Source organism: Pedobacter sp. D749 (assembly GCF_019317285.1).
Classification (GTDB): Bacteria; Bacteroidota; Bacteroidia; order Sphingobacteriales; family Sphingobacteriaceae; genus Pedobacter.
The window spans coordinates 4,893,369-4,912,046 of sequence record NZ_CP079218.1 but is presented as its reverse complement, the minus strand read 5'-3'; the positions used below and the strand labels follow the sequence as shown (position 1 = coordinate 4,912,046).

19 protein-coding genes are annotated in these 18,678 nt (G+C 38.5%); 9 read left to right on the top strand and 10 right to left on the bottom strand.

Annotated elements, in window-relative coordinates:
- Positions 1-91: 91 nt before the first annotated feature.
- The 4 genes from KYH19_RS20085 to KYH19_RS20070 all read right to left on the bottom strand — a co-directional run bounded on the left by KYH19_RS20085 (position 92) and on the right by KYH19_RS20070 (position 2,615).
- Positions 92-574, bottom strand: coding sequence for an anti-sigma factor (locus tag KYH19_RS20085; RefSeq protein ID WP_219076395.1), 483 nt, complete (start codon positions 572-574; stop codon positions 92-94).
- Complete coding sequence (locus tag KYH19_RS20080; RefSeq protein WP_132395923.1) at positions 571-1,152, bottom strand: RNA polymerase sigma factor; 582 nt, start codon at positions 1,150-1,152, stop codon at positions 571-573. Before KYH19_RS20080 ends, KYH19_RS20085 begins: the two co-directional genes overlap by 4 nt.
- Positions 1,153-1,658: 506 nt before the next feature.
- Positions 1,659-1,979: a multidrug efflux SMR transporter gene (locus tag KYH19_RS20075; RefSeq protein ID WP_121285256.1), complete on the bottom strand. Its 321-nt coding sequence runs from the start codon at positions 1,977-1,979 to the stop codon at positions 1,659-1,661.
- A gap of 69 nt (positions 1,980-2,048) precedes the next feature.
- Positions 2,049-2,615 (bottom strand): Crp/Fnr family transcriptional regulator, encoded by a 567-nt coding sequence (locus KYH19_RS20070; protein ID WP_219076394.1) that lies wholly within the window; start codon positions 2,613-2,615, stop codon positions 2,049-2,051.
- A 136-nt stretch (positions 2,616-2,751) separates the two neighbouring features.
- Between KYH19_RS20070 and KYH19_RS20065 the strand changes: the two genes are divergently transcribed.
- The gene (locus tag KYH19_RS20065; protein WP_255562480.1) at positions 2,752-3,117 is read left to right on the top strand and encodes a DUF6249 domain-containing protein; all 366 of its coding nucleotides are present in this window, start codon (positions 2,752-2,754) and stop codon (positions 3,115-3,117) included.
- Between the two features lie 92 nt (positions 3,118-3,209).
- Here KYH19_RS20065 and KYH19_RS20060 read toward each other — a convergent pair whose 3' ends face one another.
- From KYH19_RS20060 to KYH19_RS20050, 3 genes are read right to left on the bottom strand one after another with little or no spacing between them, the layout of a single operon-like run.
- A complete protein-coding gene (locus tag KYH19_RS20060; protein ID WP_219076393.1) occupies positions 3,210-3,632 on the bottom strand; it encodes a hotdog fold thioesterase in 423 nt (140 codons plus the stop codon).
- Entirely contained in the window at positions 3,622-4,131 is a 510-nt protein-coding gene (locus KYH19_RS20055) for a DinB family protein (RefSeq protein WP_219076392.1), read from the bottom strand. The genes KYH19_RS20060 and KYH19_RS20055 overlap by 11 nt, the downstream gene beginning before the upstream one ends.
- A complete protein-coding gene (locus KYH19_RS20050; RefSeq protein ID WP_121285252.1) occupies positions 4,112-5,320 on the bottom strand; it encodes a HAMP domain-containing sensor histidine kinase in 1,209 nt (402 codons plus the stop codon). The genes KYH19_RS20055 and KYH19_RS20050 overlap by 20 nt, the downstream gene beginning before the upstream one ends.
- Positions 5,321-5,543: 223 nt before the next feature.
- On the opposite strand from KYH19_RS20050, the gene gltX reads away from it, so the two are divergent.
- From gltX to KYH19_RS20010, 8 genes are all read left to right on the top strand, one after another.
- The gene (gene gltX, locus KYH19_RS20045; protein WP_219076391.1) at positions 5,544-7,052 is read left to right on the top strand and encodes a glutamate--tRNA ligase; all 1,509 of its coding nucleotides are present in this window, start codon (positions 5,544-5,546) and stop codon (positions 7,050-7,052) included.
- Positions 7,053-7,214: 162 nt separating this feature from the next.
- Positions 7,215-8,060 (top strand): neutral zinc metallopeptidase, encoded by an 846-nt coding sequence (locus KYH19_RS20040; protein ID WP_219076390.1) that lies wholly within the window; start codon positions 7,215-7,217, stop codon positions 8,058-8,060.
- A 104-nt stretch (positions 8,061-8,164) separates the two neighbouring features.
- A complete protein-coding gene (locus tag KYH19_RS20035; protein ID WP_219076389.1) occupies positions 8,165-9,298 on the top strand; it encodes a hybrid sensor histidine kinase/response regulator in 1,134 nt (377 codons plus the stop codon).
- An 18-nt stretch (positions 9,299-9,316) separates the two neighbouring features.
- The gene (locus KYH19_RS20030; RefSeq protein ID WP_219076388.1) at positions 9,317-12,901 is read left to right on the top strand and encodes a response regulator; all 3,585 of its coding nucleotides are present in this window, start codon (positions 9,317-9,319) and stop codon (positions 12,899-12,901) included.
- A 14-nt stretch (positions 12,902-12,915) separates the two neighbouring features.
- Positions 12,916-13,287 carry a two-component system response regulator gene (locus KYH19_RS20025; RefSeq protein ID WP_219076387.1) on the top strand — a complete coding sequence of 124 codons (372 nt, stop codon included), beginning with the start codon at positions 12,916-12,918 and terminating at the stop codon, positions 13,285-13,287.
- Positions 13,288-13,290: 3 nt separating this feature from the next.
- Positions 13,291-14,109 (top strand): protein-glutamate O-methyltransferase CheR, encoded by an 819-nt coding sequence (locus tag KYH19_RS20020; RefSeq protein WP_219076386.1) that lies wholly within the window; start codon positions 13,291-13,293, stop codon positions 14,107-14,109.
- A complete protein-coding gene (locus KYH19_RS20015; RefSeq protein ID WP_219076385.1) occupies positions 14,094-14,678 on the top strand; it encodes a chemotaxis protein CheB in 585 nt (194 codons plus the stop codon). Before KYH19_RS20020 ends, KYH19_RS20015 begins: the two co-directional genes overlap by 16 nt.
- A gap of 20 nt (positions 14,679-14,698) precedes the next feature.
- A complete protein-coding gene (locus KYH19_RS20010) occupies positions 14,699-15,064 on the top strand; it encodes a response regulator (RefSeq protein ID WP_121285242.1) in 366 nt (121 codons plus the stop codon).
- Positions 15,065-15,286: 222 nt separating this feature from the next.
- On the opposite strand, the gene KYH19_RS20005 is transcribed toward KYH19_RS20010, so the two are convergent.
- Genes KYH19_RS20005 through KYH19_RS19995 form a run of 3 tightly spaced genes read right to left on the bottom strand, consistent with a single transcriptional unit; the run spans position 15,287 to position 18,666 of the window.
- Positions 15,287-16,243, bottom strand: a complete 957-nt coding sequence (locus tag KYH19_RS20005; protein WP_219076384.1) for a DUF3137 domain-containing protein — start codon at positions 16,241-16,243, stop codon at positions 15,287-15,289.
- Positions 16,243-16,800 (bottom strand): LemA family protein, encoded by a 558-nt coding sequence (locus tag KYH19_RS20000; RefSeq protein ID WP_219076383.1) that lies wholly within the window; start codon positions 16,798-16,800, stop codon positions 16,243-16,245. Before KYH19_RS20000 ends, KYH19_RS20005 begins: the two co-directional genes overlap by 1 nt.
- Before the next feature lie 51 nt (positions 16,801-16,851).
- Positions 16,852-18,666 (bottom strand): hypothetical protein, encoded by a 1,815-nt coding sequence (locus KYH19_RS19995; protein ID WP_219076382.1) that lies wholly within the window; start codon positions 18,664-18,666, stop codon positions 16,852-16,854.
- Positions 18,667-18,678 lie beyond the last annotated feature (12 nt).

Sequence of the window (18,678 nt, the reverse complement as noted above, 5' to 3'; positions counted from 1 at the left end):
TCTTGCTGAGTTCCCGCAGATTTCGCTAAAGGCGCAGATGAATATAAATCTGCGTAAATCATTTTGATCTGCGTGAGCTGTTTAGGCTATCTTACTTCTGAGCAATTTTCTTCCTTAAAAACTGATCGAGAAAAATTAATCCAATTACCAGGTCTGCAAAAAGGAAAGTATAAATAGCCGCAGGTGTAATGTATTTCTCTAAGTTGAAGTCTAGATTCACCTTCAAATCAAATTTGGGCAATTCGAGGCTAACGTTATAAAATACATAACCCAATAAGGCTAGCAGAGAGATCACGAAAAAGCCGCTAATACCGTAAATAATCTTTTTATCCACCTTGGTTTTCATGGCCACCGGTGCAGGAACCATGGCAACGCTTTCCATTACGTTTCGGGTAAAAGACATAGAGGGTTCATCAAGGTCCAGCCCGTCAAATACTAAATTAAGTTTTAGCAGATCCTCATACTGCGATTTAACCTCAGCATTTAATGCAATTTTTTCTTCGATGGCTTTTTTCGAGGATTCATCTAAATTTCCATCTATATAATCCCAAAGCTGTTGTTCTATTGTATTCATAGTAACTCCTTTACTTCATCTTTTAACAAATATTGTAATTTTTCTTTAAGTCTTTGCCTGGCCCTGTGCAACTTTACTTTTATCGTGTTGGGTTCCATGTGCAATGCTGCGCCAATTTCTTCTAAACTCTGTTCGCCTTTATAAAAAAGCGTAATAATAACTGCATCATCTGGTAAAAGCTGGGCAATGGCCTTATTCAAAAAAGCATGGCTATCCTGTCGCTCATATCCATTAGCGTTAAAGCTGGAAGTCTGGTTTTCGAGCTGTAATACGGTACCTTCATCATGTATTGATGTGGTGTCTAAACGGTTTTTTCTTAAAAAAGTCATGGCCGTAGTATAGGTAATGGTGTACAGCCAGGTGCTAAATTTAGCCGTTTGTTTAAAGGTGCCTAATGCTTTATATGCCTTTACAAAGCAATCCTGGGCAATTTCTTCGGCGTCTTCCCTGTTTTTGGAAAATCTTAAAGCAAGTGTAAATACAAATCGCTGATGGCGTTTCACCAACAAAGCGTACTGATCGGTTTCGCCGTTCAGTACTTTTTGGATCAGCTCTAAATCTGTAGGTTTTTGCTCCATCTTTAGCTGTAAGACTACATTAAAGATAAACAGGTTACACGTGAAACATCAATTTATTATGAGTTTGGGAAGAAATGAGTGTTTAAATTTGATTTTTCTTGTATTTTGAAAAGGAAAGGGCAGTTTTTCATGGAGGCGGGTAGTCCTGCTTTTGGCTTAATCTTTTTGTTCCCCTTCGACTACGCTCAGGGTGACAACAAAAAGGATTTCGCCGCAATCAGGTTTAAACATAGTGTGTGCACTTGCAAAGCCAAAAAATGAAATGCTGTTTTTGCCAACTAGCACCGGATGAAGCGTTGCCCCAATGTCATTATTAAGCCATTGGCACAGGAGAAAATAATTTAACCACAGATAAAAAGGATGCACGCAGATATAAAAATCCGTGTTTATCTGTGTGCATTTGTGGTTAAACCTTAACTTAATGACATGTGCATTGCGCTAGGCCCCGGCGAAACTTGCGAAGTTTTGCTTGTGCTCTTGGCCTTATAAACTTCGCAAGTTATCCACTAATGTGAAGCGAAAAATTTTAAGCCGGCAATAGAACCGATCAGGGTACAGATAAAAAAGATCCGCCAAAAGGTTGCTGGTTCATTGAAGTAAAAAATCCCAATAATTACCGTTCCTACGGCACCAATGCCCGTCCAAACGGCATATGCGGTTCCCATGGGTAAAGTTTGAGTGGCTTTGTTTAACAATAAAAAGCTTAAGGTAATGCAGAGAAAAAATGCTGCACTCCATTTTATATTCGAAAAATTGTTCGATAATTTAAGGCATGTGGTAAATCCAACCTCAAAAAGGCCGGCAATAATTAAGATAATCCAGTTCATGATAAATGTGTTTATGCAAATTTAAGGCACATTTATCGGGCAACATTTTACAAATGTTAAAAAGTCATTTTATTTATGAGCGGCTCTTATTCTGCTTAGGGTAACCTGTGTTACACCCAGGTAAGAGGCAATGTGTTTTAAAGCTACTCTTTTAATTAGTTCGGGAGATTGATCTACAAAATCCTGATAACGTTCTGTTGCGCCTTTAAAAGCCCTTTCGATTAATCTTCTTTCAGTTGCAATTAACTCCTGTTCTGCAATTTTTCTGCCCCAATTGGCAATTTCTAAATGTTGGTTGTAAAGCAAAAAAAGATCAGTTAGCTTGATTTGGATTAAACTGCAGTGCTCCAACAGTTCAATGTTCTCATACCCCGGACCATTATTAATATAGCTGTTAAAAGAAAAAAGAACAGTACCACTTTGTCCAAACCAAAAGGTTATCTGCTGGTTCTCACCATCGGAATAAGCTCTGGCAATGCCACTTTCGAGGATATAAAAATAAGGCTCGGTTTTATCTGCATGGATTAAAATCGTTCCTTTAGGATGTTTTACCTGCCTGGAAACAGCAGCTAACCTTTCTAAAGCTTCGTTAGTGAGTGGCTTAAAGATGTCTATATTTTTTAACTGACTGTACAAGGAAATTTTGAATGTTTTATAAAGCTATCGATTTTTTTTCAGCAAGGGTGTAACCTGATTAAAAAGTATGTAGTCATAATACACAGAACACGGTTCAATTAAACAATAGAATATTTACAAATTAAAAATTATAATTATGCAAGCTCAAATATTAGTCCCAATCTCACTTTTTTTAGGCGCATTCGCAATGGTATTCGGAATTCGTTATTTATCAAATAAAGAGAAAATGGCAATGATCGAAAGGGGGATCGATCCGGGTGTGCATAAGGCAACGCCAAAACCGTTTTTAAGCTTAAAGTTCGGTTTATTGTTGGTTGGCTTAGGACTTGGCTTATTAGTTGCACTCTTCACAGTTAGAGGGGTGTTTGGCAGCGACATGACCCATAGTGAAGAAGGACAGGCTGTAGCTATTTACTTTGGTTGCATCGGAATTTTCGGTGGACTCGGTCTGATTGTTTCTTATGTGGTAGAAAAGAAATGGCTTGACAATAACAAGGTTTAATCAGCAGAGAAGTCAAGTTTAATAGTAACAACGCTATTAAACTTGACTTCTCTTGATTCTTGTGTTGTCAGATGTTACCATCTGACTGCAGATTACAGCGGCTTATTAATAATCGCAACCGTTAAGCGGCTAATGCAGTTCATCTTTCCGCGTTCGTCATAGATCTTAATTTCCCAAACCTGAGTTTTAGCCCCAATATGTAAAGGTTTACAGATTCCTTTTACCAAACCGCTTTTTACAGGCCGTAAATGGTTAGCGTTTACTTCCAAACCAACAGCAACATATTTCTCAGGGTTTATGCACATATAAGAAGCAATGCTGCCCAGAGTTTCGGCCAAAACTACCGAAGCGCCTCCATGTAATATGCCTGCAGGCTGGTGTGTACGTTCATCAACAGGCATGGTGCCAATAAGAAAATCTTCGCCAATTTCGGTAAAACGGATATCGAGTAACGCACCCAAATGATTTTTAGGACGATTATTCAACTCATCAACGGTAAAGTTTTTAAACCACATGGTAACGTTCTTTTAAAATAGAAACATGATGGATAATATGGCCACCCGCAATAAACAAAATAGATTTTACATTAATTTCTCTGCCTGAAGCAACTCCCTTTCTGTTTAATTCGTCGTCGTTTAAAGATTTAAAAAGGTATAAATTGGCTTTTCGTAATGAAGCAAACTCTTCAATCAGGTCTTCCAGATCGCGTTCGGCAAAGCAGGCATTCAGTACATAGTCATCTTCCTCGAAACCCGGTAAGGGCTGCTGTTCTTTTCGGGCAAAACAGGTAATCCGGTAAGCAAAAACACGTTCAGCATCAATAATATGGCCTAACATTTCTTTTAGTGTCCATTTGCCTTCTGCATAGGCATAATCAGCTTTATCGGCGTTCGCCCTGAACAATGCCGGAAGACTTTGAACCTGTTCATTTAAAATTTCGAAAATATCTCCATCAACTTTGCTGATATAGGTTTCTCCCCAGGTAGGATATTCGTTAGGCTGTGGTCGGTTCATATCTTAAACTGCTTTTTAATATTATTCTAAAAGTTGTGCCTTTGCCCAGTTCGGAGTCTTTTACAAAAATTTCTCCGCTGTGGTAATTTTCTACAATACGTTTGGTGAGCGATAAACCTAAACCCCAGCCGCGTTTACGTGTGGTATAGCCAGGTTGAAAAACCGCATCGAATTTAGATCTTGGAATACCCTTCCCGGTATCGCTCACATCAATAAAAACCTGCTCTTTGGCTAAATTTTCTATGATATTGATGGAAATAGAGCCTTCATTTTCAATGGCATTTGCCGCATTCTTTAAAAGATTTTCAATCACCCAATCAAACAATGGGACGTTTAACATTGCCCTTACCTGTTCATCTCCGGTGATGCTGAATTTAACCTTGTCTGAAGTGCGCACTTTAAAATAACGGATAAAATCGCTCACTACAATGTAAACCGTATGGTCTTCAAGTATAGGTTTTGAACCGATTTTCGAGAAACGGTCGGTAATAATTTCCAATCGTTTAATGTCATTCTCCATTTCGGCAATCAGGGGATCATCTTCTGCATCAAATTTAGATTTCATCAGTTCTGTCCAGGCCATGAGCGATGATATCGGTGTACCCAATTGGTGTGCCGTTTCTTTGGCTAAACCTACCCAAACATGATCTTGTTCATCTTTCCGTGCAGAACTGAATGCCGCATAAGCGGTTAAAAGGAAAAGGAAGATAACCCCCATTTGAATGTAGGGGAAATACCTCAACTGCGTTAAAATGAAAGAGTCGCGATAGTATGCCTTAAATTTTCTGCCAAAAATATTCATTTCGTCAGGTGGATGCTGGGCTTTCATCTGCCTCAACTGCCTTACAAAATATAAACTATCGTAAGTGAGTTTAGTATCTGCAACAGGGTAATTGGTTTTAGTACTGTCTAAGCCAAAAAAAGAAGTAATCATTCCGGCAGAATCGATCATGATTACAGGGGTTTTGGTGTTTTTTCTTACAGTTTCCACCACATCACGGTAATCATCATTGTCATAAAGAAACATGGCCCGTTCCTGAATCCGCACCCAAAGGTGAAACTGGTCTGCCTCTTCGCGTTCCATTTTTTTTACAAAAGAATCGGTGTAAAATACTGATGCAATGCCAATTAAGATGGCAAAAATGAGAAGGAAAAACTTCCAACGGCGTTTCTTTTGATAAGGATTCATGCTTTAGCTAGCCAAATTACAATAACAAAACGGAAAAATCATAAAACCATTATGCTTTTTCACAACCGTGTAACAATCATTTTGAATGCATGGTAGCTTCATCACAGATGAAAACGCTATAAAATGGATGAAAAATATATCTTTGTAGCGTCTTGCGCTTTGCGTATGGGGATAGGCGTTTTATGCGCTTTACGCCTCACGCCAACCGCTCAACAATTCAACCATGGATAAAAAAGTTAGAGTAAGATTTGCCCCAAGCCCAACCGGAGGTTTGCATTTAGGCGGTGTGCGCACTGCATTGTTCAATTATTTGTTTGCCAAAAAAAATAATGGAACTTTTGTACTTCGTGTAGAAGATACCGATCAAAATCGCTTTGTAGAAGGCGCAGAACAATATATTGTGAACTGTTTAGATTGGTGCGGCATTACGCCAGATGAAAGTCCTGCACGCCCAGGCGCATATGGCCCGTACCGTCAAAGCGAACGCAAACCCAGCTACCGCAAATTTGCCGAACAGTTAATTAGCGATGGTTACGCTTATTATGCTTTCGATACCCCTGAAGATTTAGATGCCAAACGTAAAGAAATTCCTAATTTCCAATATGGGCAGGCCACGCGTATGCAGATGCGCAATTCTTTAACCCTTACCATTAATGAGGTTGAAGAGTTATTAGCGGCCAAAACACCACACGTGATCCGTATTAAGGTGCCAGCCGATGAAATTGTACATTTTAATGATTTAATCCGTGGTGACGTAAGTTTCGAAACCTCATTAGTTGACGATAAGGTATTGTTAAAAGCCGACGGAATGCCAACCTACCATTTAGCTGTTGTAGTTGATGATAAGGCGATGGAAATTAGTCATGCTTTTAGAGGAGAAGAATGGTTGCCTTCGGCACCTGTGCATATTTTACTTTGGAAATATTTAGGCTGGGAAACGGATATGCCTGCATGGGCACACTTGCCTTTAATTTTAAAGCCAGATGGACATGGAAAATTAAGCAAACGCGATGGCGACCGTTTAGGTTTCCCGGTTTATGCCATGAACTGGACCGACCCTAAAACAGGCGATATAACCAAGGGATTTAAAGAAATGGGTTTCATGCCCGAAGCTTTTATTAATATGCTGGCACTTTTAGGCTGGAATGATGGTACCGACCAGGAGCTATTTTCTTTAAAAGAGCTGGAAGAAAAATTCTCGATAGAAAGAATTAGTAAAGCAGGCGCAAAATTCGATTTCGAAAAAGCCAAATGGTATAACCATGAGTGGATCAAAGCGGAGCGCGCCGAACGTTTAGCACCGGGCGTTAAAACTGAGCTCGAAAAAGCAGGTATTGAAGTTAACGATGATACTTTTCTAAATACGGTTATCGATCTAATTAAAGACCGCTGTACTTTATTGCCAGATTTTGTGGCGCAGAGTAGTTATTTCTTTACTTCACCGGCAGAATATGATGTGAATTCGGTAAAACCAAAATGGACAGCCGACAAAGCTGATTTCTTTAACAGTTTCGCCGATAGCTTAACATTAACTGATGCATCTACAACCGAAACAGCTTTTAAAGCCCTGGCCGAAGAAAAAGGGTTTAAACCGGGCGAATTGATGTTGCCTTTCCGCATTATGCTGGTGGGTGGTAAATTTGGACCAGGGGTATTCGATATAGCCTTATTGTTAGGCGCAGAAGAAACTAAAGCAAGAATAGCAAAAGCAATAGCTGTTTTTAATAGCTAGTTTATCCTTCAGGAATAAAGGAGATTATACAAGAAGTCAGGTTTTAAACTTGGCTTCTTTTTTTGTCAAAGCGCAAAAGAAAAAATCAATAAAAATAATTTATACTTTAGCATAACAATTATCCCATAATTAAGGTTAATCATTAAATTAAAAAATTAAATTATGCAATGGTTTGGTAAAGGAAGTGAAGATGTAGAAGACAGGCGGTCTGGCGGTGGCGGCAAAACGATCCTGGGTGGCGGTATCGGTATCATTGTAGTGGTATTGGGGCTTATCTTCGGAAAAGATTTGACAGGATTAGTTGGTCAATTGCCTGGGGAAGGTACCGGGCAGCAAACCGAAGCAAAAACTGGCGTTCCAGAAGATGCTGAAGGTCGCTTTGTATCCAACGTTCTGCAATCTACCAGAGAAGTGTGGGAGCAGGAATTTCAAAAAATGAATCAAACTTATGAAAATCCTAAATTAGTGTTGTTTAGAGATGGTGTACAAACCAACTGTGGTTATGCGCAATCTTCGGTTGGTCCTTTTTATTGTCCTGGCGACCATAAAGTATACATCGATTTATCATTTTATGATGAATTAAAAAACCGTTTCGGTGCTGCCGGAGATTTTGCCCAGGCCTACGTAATTGCACATGAAGTTGGCCACCACGTTCAAAATTTATTGGGAATTTCGGAAAAGTTAGACCAGGCACGTGGCCAGGTTAGCGAAAAAGAATACAATCGTTTATCGGTAAAATTAGAACTACAAGCCGATTTTTTTGCGGGACTTTGGGCACACAATGCCCAGAACCTTAAAGATTTTAAATTGGATGAAGGCGACATAGAAGAAGCGCTAACGGCTGCCAATGCCATAGGCGATGATAAATTGCAAAAACAGGTAACAGGCGAAGTTAAACCCGATTCTTTTACCCATGGTACCTCTGCGCAGCGGATGTATTGGTTTAAAAAAGGCTTTGAAACAGGAGATATTAAACAGGGAGATACTTTTAATTCAAGTAATTTATAAAAAAATCAAAACTTTTTTAAAAGCGAACTGTTTGTTTACAGTTAATGAGGTTTTTATCTCAAAACCAAACTAATTATCCCGGCTTCTTATTTGTTTTAATAAAGATGATCCTTATAGTTGATGACAGGCCTGAAAACCTGATCTCGTTACAGAAAGTACTCCAGGCACACAATTTTGAGGTTGATACCGCATCATCTGGCGAAGAAGCCCTGAAAAAAGTATTAAAAAATAATTACGTCCTGATTATTCTTGATGTGCAAATGCCAGATATGGACGGCTTTGAGGTAGCTGAAGCCATTTCTGGTTTTAGCAAGGCAAAAGATACCGCCATTATATTTCTTTCTGCAGTAAATACAGAGTTAAAATTTATTACAAAAGGATACCTGAGCGGTGGATTGGATTACATCACCAAACCAGTTGATATTAATGTGCTGCTCCTTAAAATAAAAACGTTTTATCGCATTTACGAGCAGAATAGAAAGCTTAACGAGGTACAGGAAAAACTGCTCGAAGAAATTGAATTCAGGAAACAGGCCGAACATAAAAAAGACGAATTTATCAGCATAGCCAGCCATGAACTTAAAACGCCCTTAACAAGTGTAAAGGGCTATATCCAGTTGTTGCAGCGTAGTATTAACAGGGATGATAAAACCATGGCGCAGAATCATCTCGAAAAGGCGAGTATCCAACTCGAAAAACTAAACGAATTAATTGCCGATCTGCTCGATATCTCAAAAATTGAAAGTGGAAAAATGAAGTTTAACATGAAAAGCTTTTGTGCTGATAACATGGTAAATAATGCGATAGAAATGTTGCAGCAATCTAATCCCGATTTTAAGATCAGTAAACTGGGCAAAACAGACGAAATGATATTTGGTGATGAAATGCGCCTGGAGCAGGTGGTCATCAATTTTATTACCAATGCCATTAAATATGCCCCGGGTACCAATCAGGTTAATGTAATCACACACATTAAAGATGAAAAACTTTATGTGGCTGTAAAAGATTTTGGAATAGGCATTTCAAAAGAACAGCAGCATAAAATTTTCGATAAATTTTATCGGGTAGAAGATAACAGTAACCGCTTTAACGGACTGGGGATTGGTTTGTATATCTGTTCAGAAATCATTAACCGTCATGGAGGCACAATCGGTGTAAACAGTGTGCCGGATGAAGGTTCTGAATTTTATTTTATTATCCCTACTACAGAAGAAGAAGTCCTTAAAAATCAAATTTAATTATCCTTAATCCATATAATGAAAACAACTCTTAAAAGTAATTTACGTTTAGGCCTTGGCTTATCGCTAATTATTCTATTTATCAGTTCGCTGGCCTCTTATGTAAGTATCGGCAACCTTATTAAAAGCACCGACCTGGTTAAACATAGCGACGAGGTTATTTTAAATGCTGAGAATATTATATCCTATTTAAAAGATGCCGAGACAGGTCAGCGGGGTTTTTTATTAACCGGGAATAAAACATTTTTAACCCCGTATTATGGTGCCAGCGATTCGGCTGCTTTGATACTAAAGAAAGTTGAACTTGATACAAAAGATAATAGCATTCAGCAAAAAAATATAGCAACACTTAAAAATATTCTTTTTAAAAGATTGGATATCATTAAATCCACCATAGAGATTAAAACTTTGGGCGGTGCTATTGATCCGACTGTTTTATTTCAGGGCAAGGTTTATATGGATGAGGCCAGGGCTGTTGTAAGTAAAATAGTAACTGAAGAGAAAAGGCTTCTGGAAGAAAGAACCAACGAATTAAATAAACTTACCTCTTATACCCCGATTCTGATTTTAATTGCAGCGCTCCTTGCTATTCTTATCACCTTGTTTTTTTATCGGAGAGTATCAATTGATTTTGATGAACGTGTTAAACTTCAGCAGGAAATTGAAGATAAAAAATACGAGATGGAGAAACGTATTGCTGCCATTAAGGAAATTGCCTATCAAATTTCTAATGGTAATTATGGTGTAAAACTCGATAGCCAAACCCAGGATGATATTGGCGAACTTTCTGAGTCGCTGAATACCATGTCATATTCATTGAAAAAATCTTTCGATACTTTAGAAGAGAATGAATGGCTGCAAACAGGCGTTGCTAACCTAAACGTGAAAATGGTTGGCGAAAAAGACGTTTTTCATCTGGCAGAAGATATTATCGAATTTTTGGCTAATTATACCAAAAGCCAGGTAGGGGCCATTTATTTATTTAAAGATGATGGATACCTGCATTTAAAGGGGCAATATGCTTTAAAGAAACAAAATCTAACCCAAAGTTTAGAACTTGGCCAGGGCTTAATTGGCCAGGCGGTTAAATCAGGTAAGCCAATATTGTTGGACGATGTTCCGCAGAACGATTTAACCATTACGCATGCCACTGGAAATATTAAACCAGCACAGGTAATTGTGCTCCCAATTATTAGAAATGAAATTTCAATAGGTGGTTTAGAATTAGGTACAATTGGTAAATACAGCGATCTGCAATTGCACTTTTTAAACCTGGTTTTATCTGATGTGGGTACCGCATTGTTAGGCGCACAGAACAGGCTAAAGCTGCAGCAATTGTTGGAAGAAACACAGGCGCAATCAGAAGAACTGCAGGTTCAGCATAATGAGCTGGAAGGTTTAAATGCAGAACTCGAAGCACAGGCACAGAAACTTCAGGCCAGTGAAGAAGAATTACGTGTACAGCAAGAAGAACTGTTGCAAAGTAACCAGGAGCTGGAAGAAAGAAGCAGCTTACTGGAAGAAAAGAACGAACTGATAGAAGAGCGCAATATAGAAATTCAACAAAAGGCAGAAGCACTGGAGTTGAGTACAAGGTACAAATCAGAGTTTTTGGCCAATATGTCGCACGAGTTAAGAACACCACTCAACTCAATCTTGTTATTATCAAGATTAATGGCCGAAAATGAGGCTATGGATCCTGAGCATCAGGAATACGCAGAAGTTATTCAAAGCTCAGGTCAGGGCCTTTTAAGTTTAATAGACGAAATTCTGGATCTTTCTAAAATTGAGGCAGGTAAAATGGAACTCGACCGGACAAATATTCAGGTTGACGAAATCATTTCCGGCATGCGTTCGCTATTTAACCCTTTAGCTAAAGATAAGAACCTGAACTTTGTGATCGAAAAATCGGCAGAAGTTCCTGAGTTTTTTCATACTGATAAAATGCGCCTGGAGCAGATTATTAAAAACTTGCTCTCAAATGCCATTAAATTTACTACAGTAGGTACGGTAACCCTGAATATCAATACAAATGAAAAATTAGGTGCGCTGGTATTTAAAGTTACCGATACAGGTGTAGGTATTGCGCCCGAAAAGCAAGGCATGGTATTCGAAGCCTTTCAACAGGCCGACGGCTCTACGCGCCGCAAGTTTGGTGGCACAGGTCTGGGGCTTTCCATTAGCAGAGAGCTGGCTAAACTGTTAGGCGGATATATTGATTTAAAAAGCGCGGAGGGGAAAGGAAGTATTTTTACACTTACCCTACCCATTGATAAAAATAAAGGTTTTGAAGGTGTAGTACCCCAAGAAGATAAACCGGTAATGGCCTTAGAGGCTCCGGTAAAAAAAGTTAGCCATTTAACGGTTAACAATATTCCGCAAGAAATTGAGGACGATCGCGATAACATTCAACCTGACGATAAGGTAATTCTTATTGTTGAAGACGATACGCCTTTTGCTAAGACACTTCTAGATTTTACACGCAAAAGAAACTATAAAGGTTTGGTTGCTGTTCGCGGTGATGTAGGGATTGAAATGGCGAAGACTTTTAAGCCGCTTGCTATTTTACTGGATATCCAACTCCCTGTTAAAGATGGCTGGCAGGTAATGGAAGAGCTAAAATCGGATCCTTCAACACGCCCAATTCCGGTACACATTATGTCTTCTTTGCAGGTTAAGAAAGAAAGCTTGTTAAAAGGCGCGGTAGATTTTATTAATAAACCTTTTGCCTTTGAGCACATGCAAGAGATATTCTCAAAATTGGAGCATGCCTTAAGCCGTCATCCGAAAAAAGTACTTATTGTAGAAGAAAATGAACAGCATGCCAAGGCGTTAAGTTATTTTCTAAGCAATTTTAATATCCAGACGGAAATTGTCAACCAGGTAAACGAAGGTGTTTCTGCCTTGCATAAGCCAGAGGTTAACTGTGTGATTTTAGATATGGGCATTCCGGATAAGCATGCTTACGAAACACTTGACGTAGTTAAGAAAACACCTGGTTTAGAGAACTTACCAATCATTATTTTTACTGGCAAAAACCTTTCAAAAGGAGAAGAAAACCGGATTAAACAATATGCTGATTCGATTGTGGTAAAAACGGCACATTCTTATCAACGTATTCTGGATGAAGCAGGCCTGTTCCTGCACCTGGTAGAAGAAAAAAGCAAGGAGAAAAACAAAACACCTAAAAAGTTTTCCGAACTACAGGATGTATTGGTTGGAAAAACGGTTCTGGTAGCGGATGATGATGTGCGCAATATCTTCTCCTTAACCAAAATGTTAGAGCAGCACCAGATGAAAGTAGTGGCCGCCATAGATGGTAAGGAAGCCCTGAAACTATTAAATGAAAATCCCGAAATTGATGTTGTTTTAATGGATATGATGATGCCGGAACTAGATGGCTATGAAACTACAACAGCCATCAGACAGGATATCAAATACCGCAACCTGCCAATTTTAGCTGTTACCGCAAAAGCGATGATGGGTGATCGTGAAAAATGTATTGCTGCAGGTGCATCCGATTACATCAGCAAACCAGTAGATATGGATCAGCTGATCTCGTTATTAAGAGTTTGGTTATACGAAAATCATCATACATCATAACCCATTTTATTTTTATGCCTCAAAAATTAATTCTCATAATTGATGATGATAACCGAAACATTTTTGCTTTAAAAGCTGTTTTAAAGGCCAAAGGTTTTGATTGTTTATCTGCTATAAGTGCCAAAGATGGCTTTTCCATTTTAGAAAAGCATGATAATGTTTCAATTGTTTTAATGGATATGATGATGCCGGATATGGATGGTTATCAGGCTATTGCTGTAATGAAGAAATCGGCTAAAATGCAGAATATCCCTGTCTTAGCCGTAACCGCCCAGGCCATGGTAGGCGATAAGGAGCGTTGCTTAAACGCAGGTGCTTCGGGCTATGTTTCAAAACCAATAAATGTTGACGAGTTACTAATGCAAATAGAAAATTTTACTAAATAGCCGGTGATCAGTGACGCGATAGATAATGAGCAGGTAGAAATCCTATTGAATGATGTTTTAGAAAATCACGGTTATGATTTTCTGGAATACTCCCATGCATCGATAAAAAGAAGGATTATACGCCTTTATGGAATGGATAATTTTGTGAGTTTCGCCGAATTTCGTTATACGGTTAAAACAGATAAGCAATACTTCAAGCGTTTTTTAGAGGAAATTACGGTTAATGTTACCGAAATGTTCCGCGATCCTTCCTTTTATAAGTCTTTACGGAATGATGTACTTCCGGTACTCGGCACCTATCCTTTTATCCGGATTTGGGTGGCTGGCTGCTCTACCGGAGAAGAAGCTTATTCGCTTGCCATTGTTTTAAAAGAACTTAATTTGCTTCATAAATCACTTATTTATGCTACTGATATTAATCCATCGGTTTTAGAAAAAGCAAAAAAAGGCATGTTTCCATTAACATATTTAAAGCAGTATTCCGAAAACTATTTGCAATCAGGAGGCTTAAAAGATTTTTCTACTTATTATACCGCGAACTACTCTTTGGCTAAATTTGATGAAAGTTTAAATCGGAAGATGATCTTTTCTACCCATAACCTGGCTTCTGATCATTCTTTTAATGAGTTTCAGTTAATTTTATGTAGAAACGTTTTAATTTATTTCGATAAAGAATTGCAACATAAAGTATTTAACCTATTTGATGGTAGTATAGAAAAATTGGGTTATCTTGCTCTGGGCAGCAAAGAAAGTTTGGAGTTTTGGCCGAAAGCCAAAGAATACAAAAGGGTTAAAATGGAGAAAATATGGCGGAAACTATAGGTTCTACCACTTGCAGTGCATTAATTATTGGCGGTTCGGCCGGTAGTTTAGATGTTTTGCTCGAAATTTTTCCGGCCTTACGCAACGATATTCGTTTTCCTATTATATTAGTGGTTCACCGTAAGGCAAGTAACGAATCTCTGTTAACCGATTTATTAAAATCGCGGACAACATTGGCCGTTGGTGAGGCAGAGGAGAAGGAATTTTTAATACCGGGCAAAGTTTTTATAGCACCTGCAGACTACCATATGCTGATAGAGGAAGACCGAAGTATTTCTTTAGATTACTCTGAAAAAATAAACTATTCCCGACCATCAATTGACGTTACCTTTCAATCAGCAGCTGAGGTTTTTAAAGAAAAACTAGTCTGTATTTTACTTTCAGGATCTAATGCTGATGGGGTAGAGGGGTTAAAAAGTGTAAACAATTATGGTGGTAGCGTAGTTATACAGAATCCAAATTCGGCCATAATGCCGTATATGCCACAACAGGCGGTTATTAATGTTAAGCCGCATGTAATATTGGATAGCCACGATATGGCTGATTATATAAATAAATTAAATGATTAATTGCTTTTTCGGAGGTTAATATGATAGTTACAAAAAAAATATTTGTTTTTGATGATAATAGGGATATCCTTGATCTCTGTACATTTATTTTGGAAGATGCCGGGTATGAGATAAAGACATCTGAAAATGCCAATAATATAGAAGAACAGGTTGCAGCATATATGCCTGATTTAATTTTTATGGATAATTGGTTACCCGATCTGGGAGGAATACAGGCAACCAGAGCTTTAAAAAGCCATCCTGATTTAAAGCATATACCGGTAATTTATTTTTCGGCCAATAATGATATATCTTCATTAGCCGATGAAGCCGGCGCAGATAGTTACCTGTCGAAACCATTTGATATTGCTGCGTTAGAAGAAATTGTAAAAAAACATTTGAGCTAGCAACGAAGACTTACGAAGTTTCAAGAGGCCCATGTGCCGGGGAAACTTCGTAAGTCTGGGCCCTGGCCTTGCTAAACTTCCAATATAAAGCTCCACTCGAATTGTCGTCATTTCGAGCGGAGTGCAACGAAGTCGAGAAATCTATCGTGTCAGATCTCTCCATTTCACTGCGTTCCAGTCTAGATGACGACTTTTTTTTAATTCTTGGGAATACCCTATCTATTATTCCTTACCCCAAATCCTCGTATTCAGATCCAGCTCCTTAACAATATCATACATAAACTTTATGGTAGAAATATCCTGATTTACAGTTTCGGGATCTAGTAAAGATTTAAAAACCGGTGCCTCAAAGTAATTCCGGTTCAAGGGGAAAGCGATATACATCCTCGATTCGATAAAGGATAAACTGATATTATACTTGCTTTGATGATTGAGGTTTAATATCCGTTCCATCATGGCGGGTGTAAGGATATACCTGGATTCGACCTGGTCTGAACCATAAGTTACAAAGGTCTTATCAAATTCTACATTCTCCAGTTGAATAACGTCATTGTGGCCAAAAGAAAACAGGTTTTTTGAAAACCATGCACCAAAAGCTGCTCCGAAGTCTTTTGTCCTGACGATGGTTACACCATTAAATTTCTTATTAAAATCGGCCGCAAAGAGGATCCCTCTAAAAATGTCGTGCCACTCTGTTCGGGTTCCGTCTTTTGTTTGGGTTACTGTTTTATATTCAGCATGTACTTCAGCGAAGTAAAACCGGGTTTTATCAGCACATCCCATTACTAAATCTTCTGTTTTGTAACGATCAGGCTCATTGCTAAACAGCTGTGTGTACATAAACTCCGAAGCTTCAATTCCCTGGTAGGGATTAATCGATAAACTTTCGTCTAAAAATTTAAGGGCAGCACCAATTACATTGGTTTTATAGGCATTTTGGTAAGCTGTTAGAGAATCGTTGATTTTGAAAAACAAAACACTACCATAAATGATAGGTATCAGGCCAGCAATTACAGCAGGAATAGGAAAACCCAAAACAAAGCCCAAAATGCCAAGCACAATACCAGTAACAATAAAAATATAGCCTTTGGTTTGGGTACCGGCAATCCTTTTGCGTTCTACCTCCATTGTAGCCAAAACTTGCTGTAAGGCTACATTATTTGCAATATCGAACGACATTAGTTATTGAAAAGTTCTTTTGCGCTGATGTTTTTACGTTCTTCTGCTGCGGTTTCTAAAACGGCTATTGGCTGAAAGTTCAGCATCCCTGCAAATAAACTGCCTGGAAACATCATAATCGAATTGTTGTAATCCGTTACCGAAGCATTATAGGTTCTTCTGGCAGCGGCAATCTGTTCCTCGCTTTCCGTCCAGGTGGTTTGCAGGTTAATAAAATTGGTATTGGCTTTTAAATCAGGGTAATTTTCAATGTTGACCATTAAACCCCTCACATTGCTGCTCAATTGTGCATCTAAATCTGCTTTTTCTGCATTGCTGATATTCGGTAAACCTGCTTTTGACCTCAGTTCAACTATTTTGGTTAAGGTTCCCTGCTCGTAAGTGGTATACTGTTTAACCACTTCAACAAGGTTTGGAATAAGGTCGAACCGTTTTTTAAGCATTACATCAATGGCCGAGAAGGCATTTGTTACCTGATTTTTCTTCCCAATAAGCGAGTTGTAAAAGAAAATCCCGATAAGAAATATAAATCCGAGAATAATGAGGGCAATAATCATAAATTTTAGTTTAATGTTTAGAGAATAAAGATAAGAAAAGGTTACAATATGTTACCGCTTTTCATTTTGTTCTCTTTCGCGCTTTATCCGGCGTTCTAAACGCTTCTGTTTTCGTTGTAAATGATTGGCCCGCATAGCCTTAAACTTTGCAATATGCTCACGTACTTCATTCTGCTTTTCTTCCGTAATACCGATGCTATATTTTATGCCTGTAAAAAGGCTCTTCCAGATCATGTTGAAAAAAGAGGAATTTGAAGGCCTGCTGTAATTTACGGTTACAGGTACCAGCTTGCCATCTGCACCGGGGTTCTCCGATTTAATGATTAAAGCATTGGCTAAGAAAGAAAGAAAACCGCGGGTAACCAGGTGATCTTTTTCGGGATCATTTTTCATCAATGCAACAGAAAGGTCATAGTAAGAGAATGCTACCTTTCCTTTTGTGCCTGAATCGTTTGCTTTAAAATTGAACTTCAATTTATCTACATTCCCCCGGTTAATGCGTACCAGGCCAAGTGGTTTGGTAATCTGATTTAAAATTCGCGCATTAAAATTTTGTAAAACTCCATGGTAAGAAAATGCACCATCTTTAGCAGTAAGATTAAACATAAAGTTCACATCAAGTTTTCCCTGGCCAAATAAATAAGTATTTAAGTTAACTTCCATTATCGGGTTTATGGCCTTAATATTATCAAGGTTGGTGGCGTTTTTTATAATACCCGAGGTGTTTTCAAAACTGATCCGCCCTCTTTGATTGCTTTCACTGTTAAAAACCGAATAGTTAACGTTTACATCCTTCAGCTGGATTTTCTGGATTAGAATAGGCGCACGAACAAGCTGCAAAAGCTGATGGGGAAATTTACCGATCTTATTCTCCTGTGGTTTACCCGGGAGCCCATTCTGGTTAAAAACAGATATAAAACCGTTAGCAATGGCCATTTCTTTTGCCCACAGCTCCTGTTTGCTGATGTAAAGCGGTAAGTCGATACCATTGAGCATAATGTCGCGCATGCCAATATCAAAACGTTCTCTGGCATAACCTGCAACCTTGCCGAATTTCATTTCATCATATAATGGAACCAGCGCAAAGCTATTAATCTTTAGCCTACCTGTAGTAGCCCTGAAATCAAGCTGATCAAGCTTAATGTCGTACATTTTATCAGGCGTGCGGTACACATAGTTATTCAGGTTGATTACGATATCTTTTAATAGGTAAAACCGGCTCGGATCATCAGCAGAGGTAGAATCAACCAGCAAATCGGTTAGCGTAATGTTTAGGTCATCAATAGCGAAAGGTACCGAATTGGGTACATTTTTATTCACATACTTAAAGCTTACATCTTTAAAACGGATGGTTTTAATGCTAAACTCTTTCAGGTTTTTGGAGATGATCTCGTAAGGTGATTTAATCGGCCTGGGTGCACGTCCTTCATTAAAAGCAAATTGCTGATTCACCATGGTTACCTCAGGTTTATCAAATATGATTTCCTCTACCTGCAGTTTTTTTTCGCGGTATAAGGTTAACGGGTGGAAGCGCTTCACCACCAGTTTTTTTAAAGAAACAGTATATAAATTGTTTGGCGCTCTTTTTAAGGCAATGAGCTGCTTAAACCGATTGGTATCAGGTGTTATTTTTACGTTCTGTAAGGTGGCATTTCCCGTAAAAACATTGGTAGAAACATTGGTAAAACTAATGGTATATAAGCTGTCGGTTGATTTATAGAGCAGTGTTTTGATCCTATCGGTTAAAATGGGGCGCGACTTCACATTTAACAACCAGGCTATACCTGCAAGTACGATAAAAACACCGATCAGTGTACACGCAATCCATTTAAAAACTTTATAACGGTATCTTCTGGTATCAGGCATTAAAAAATGAAA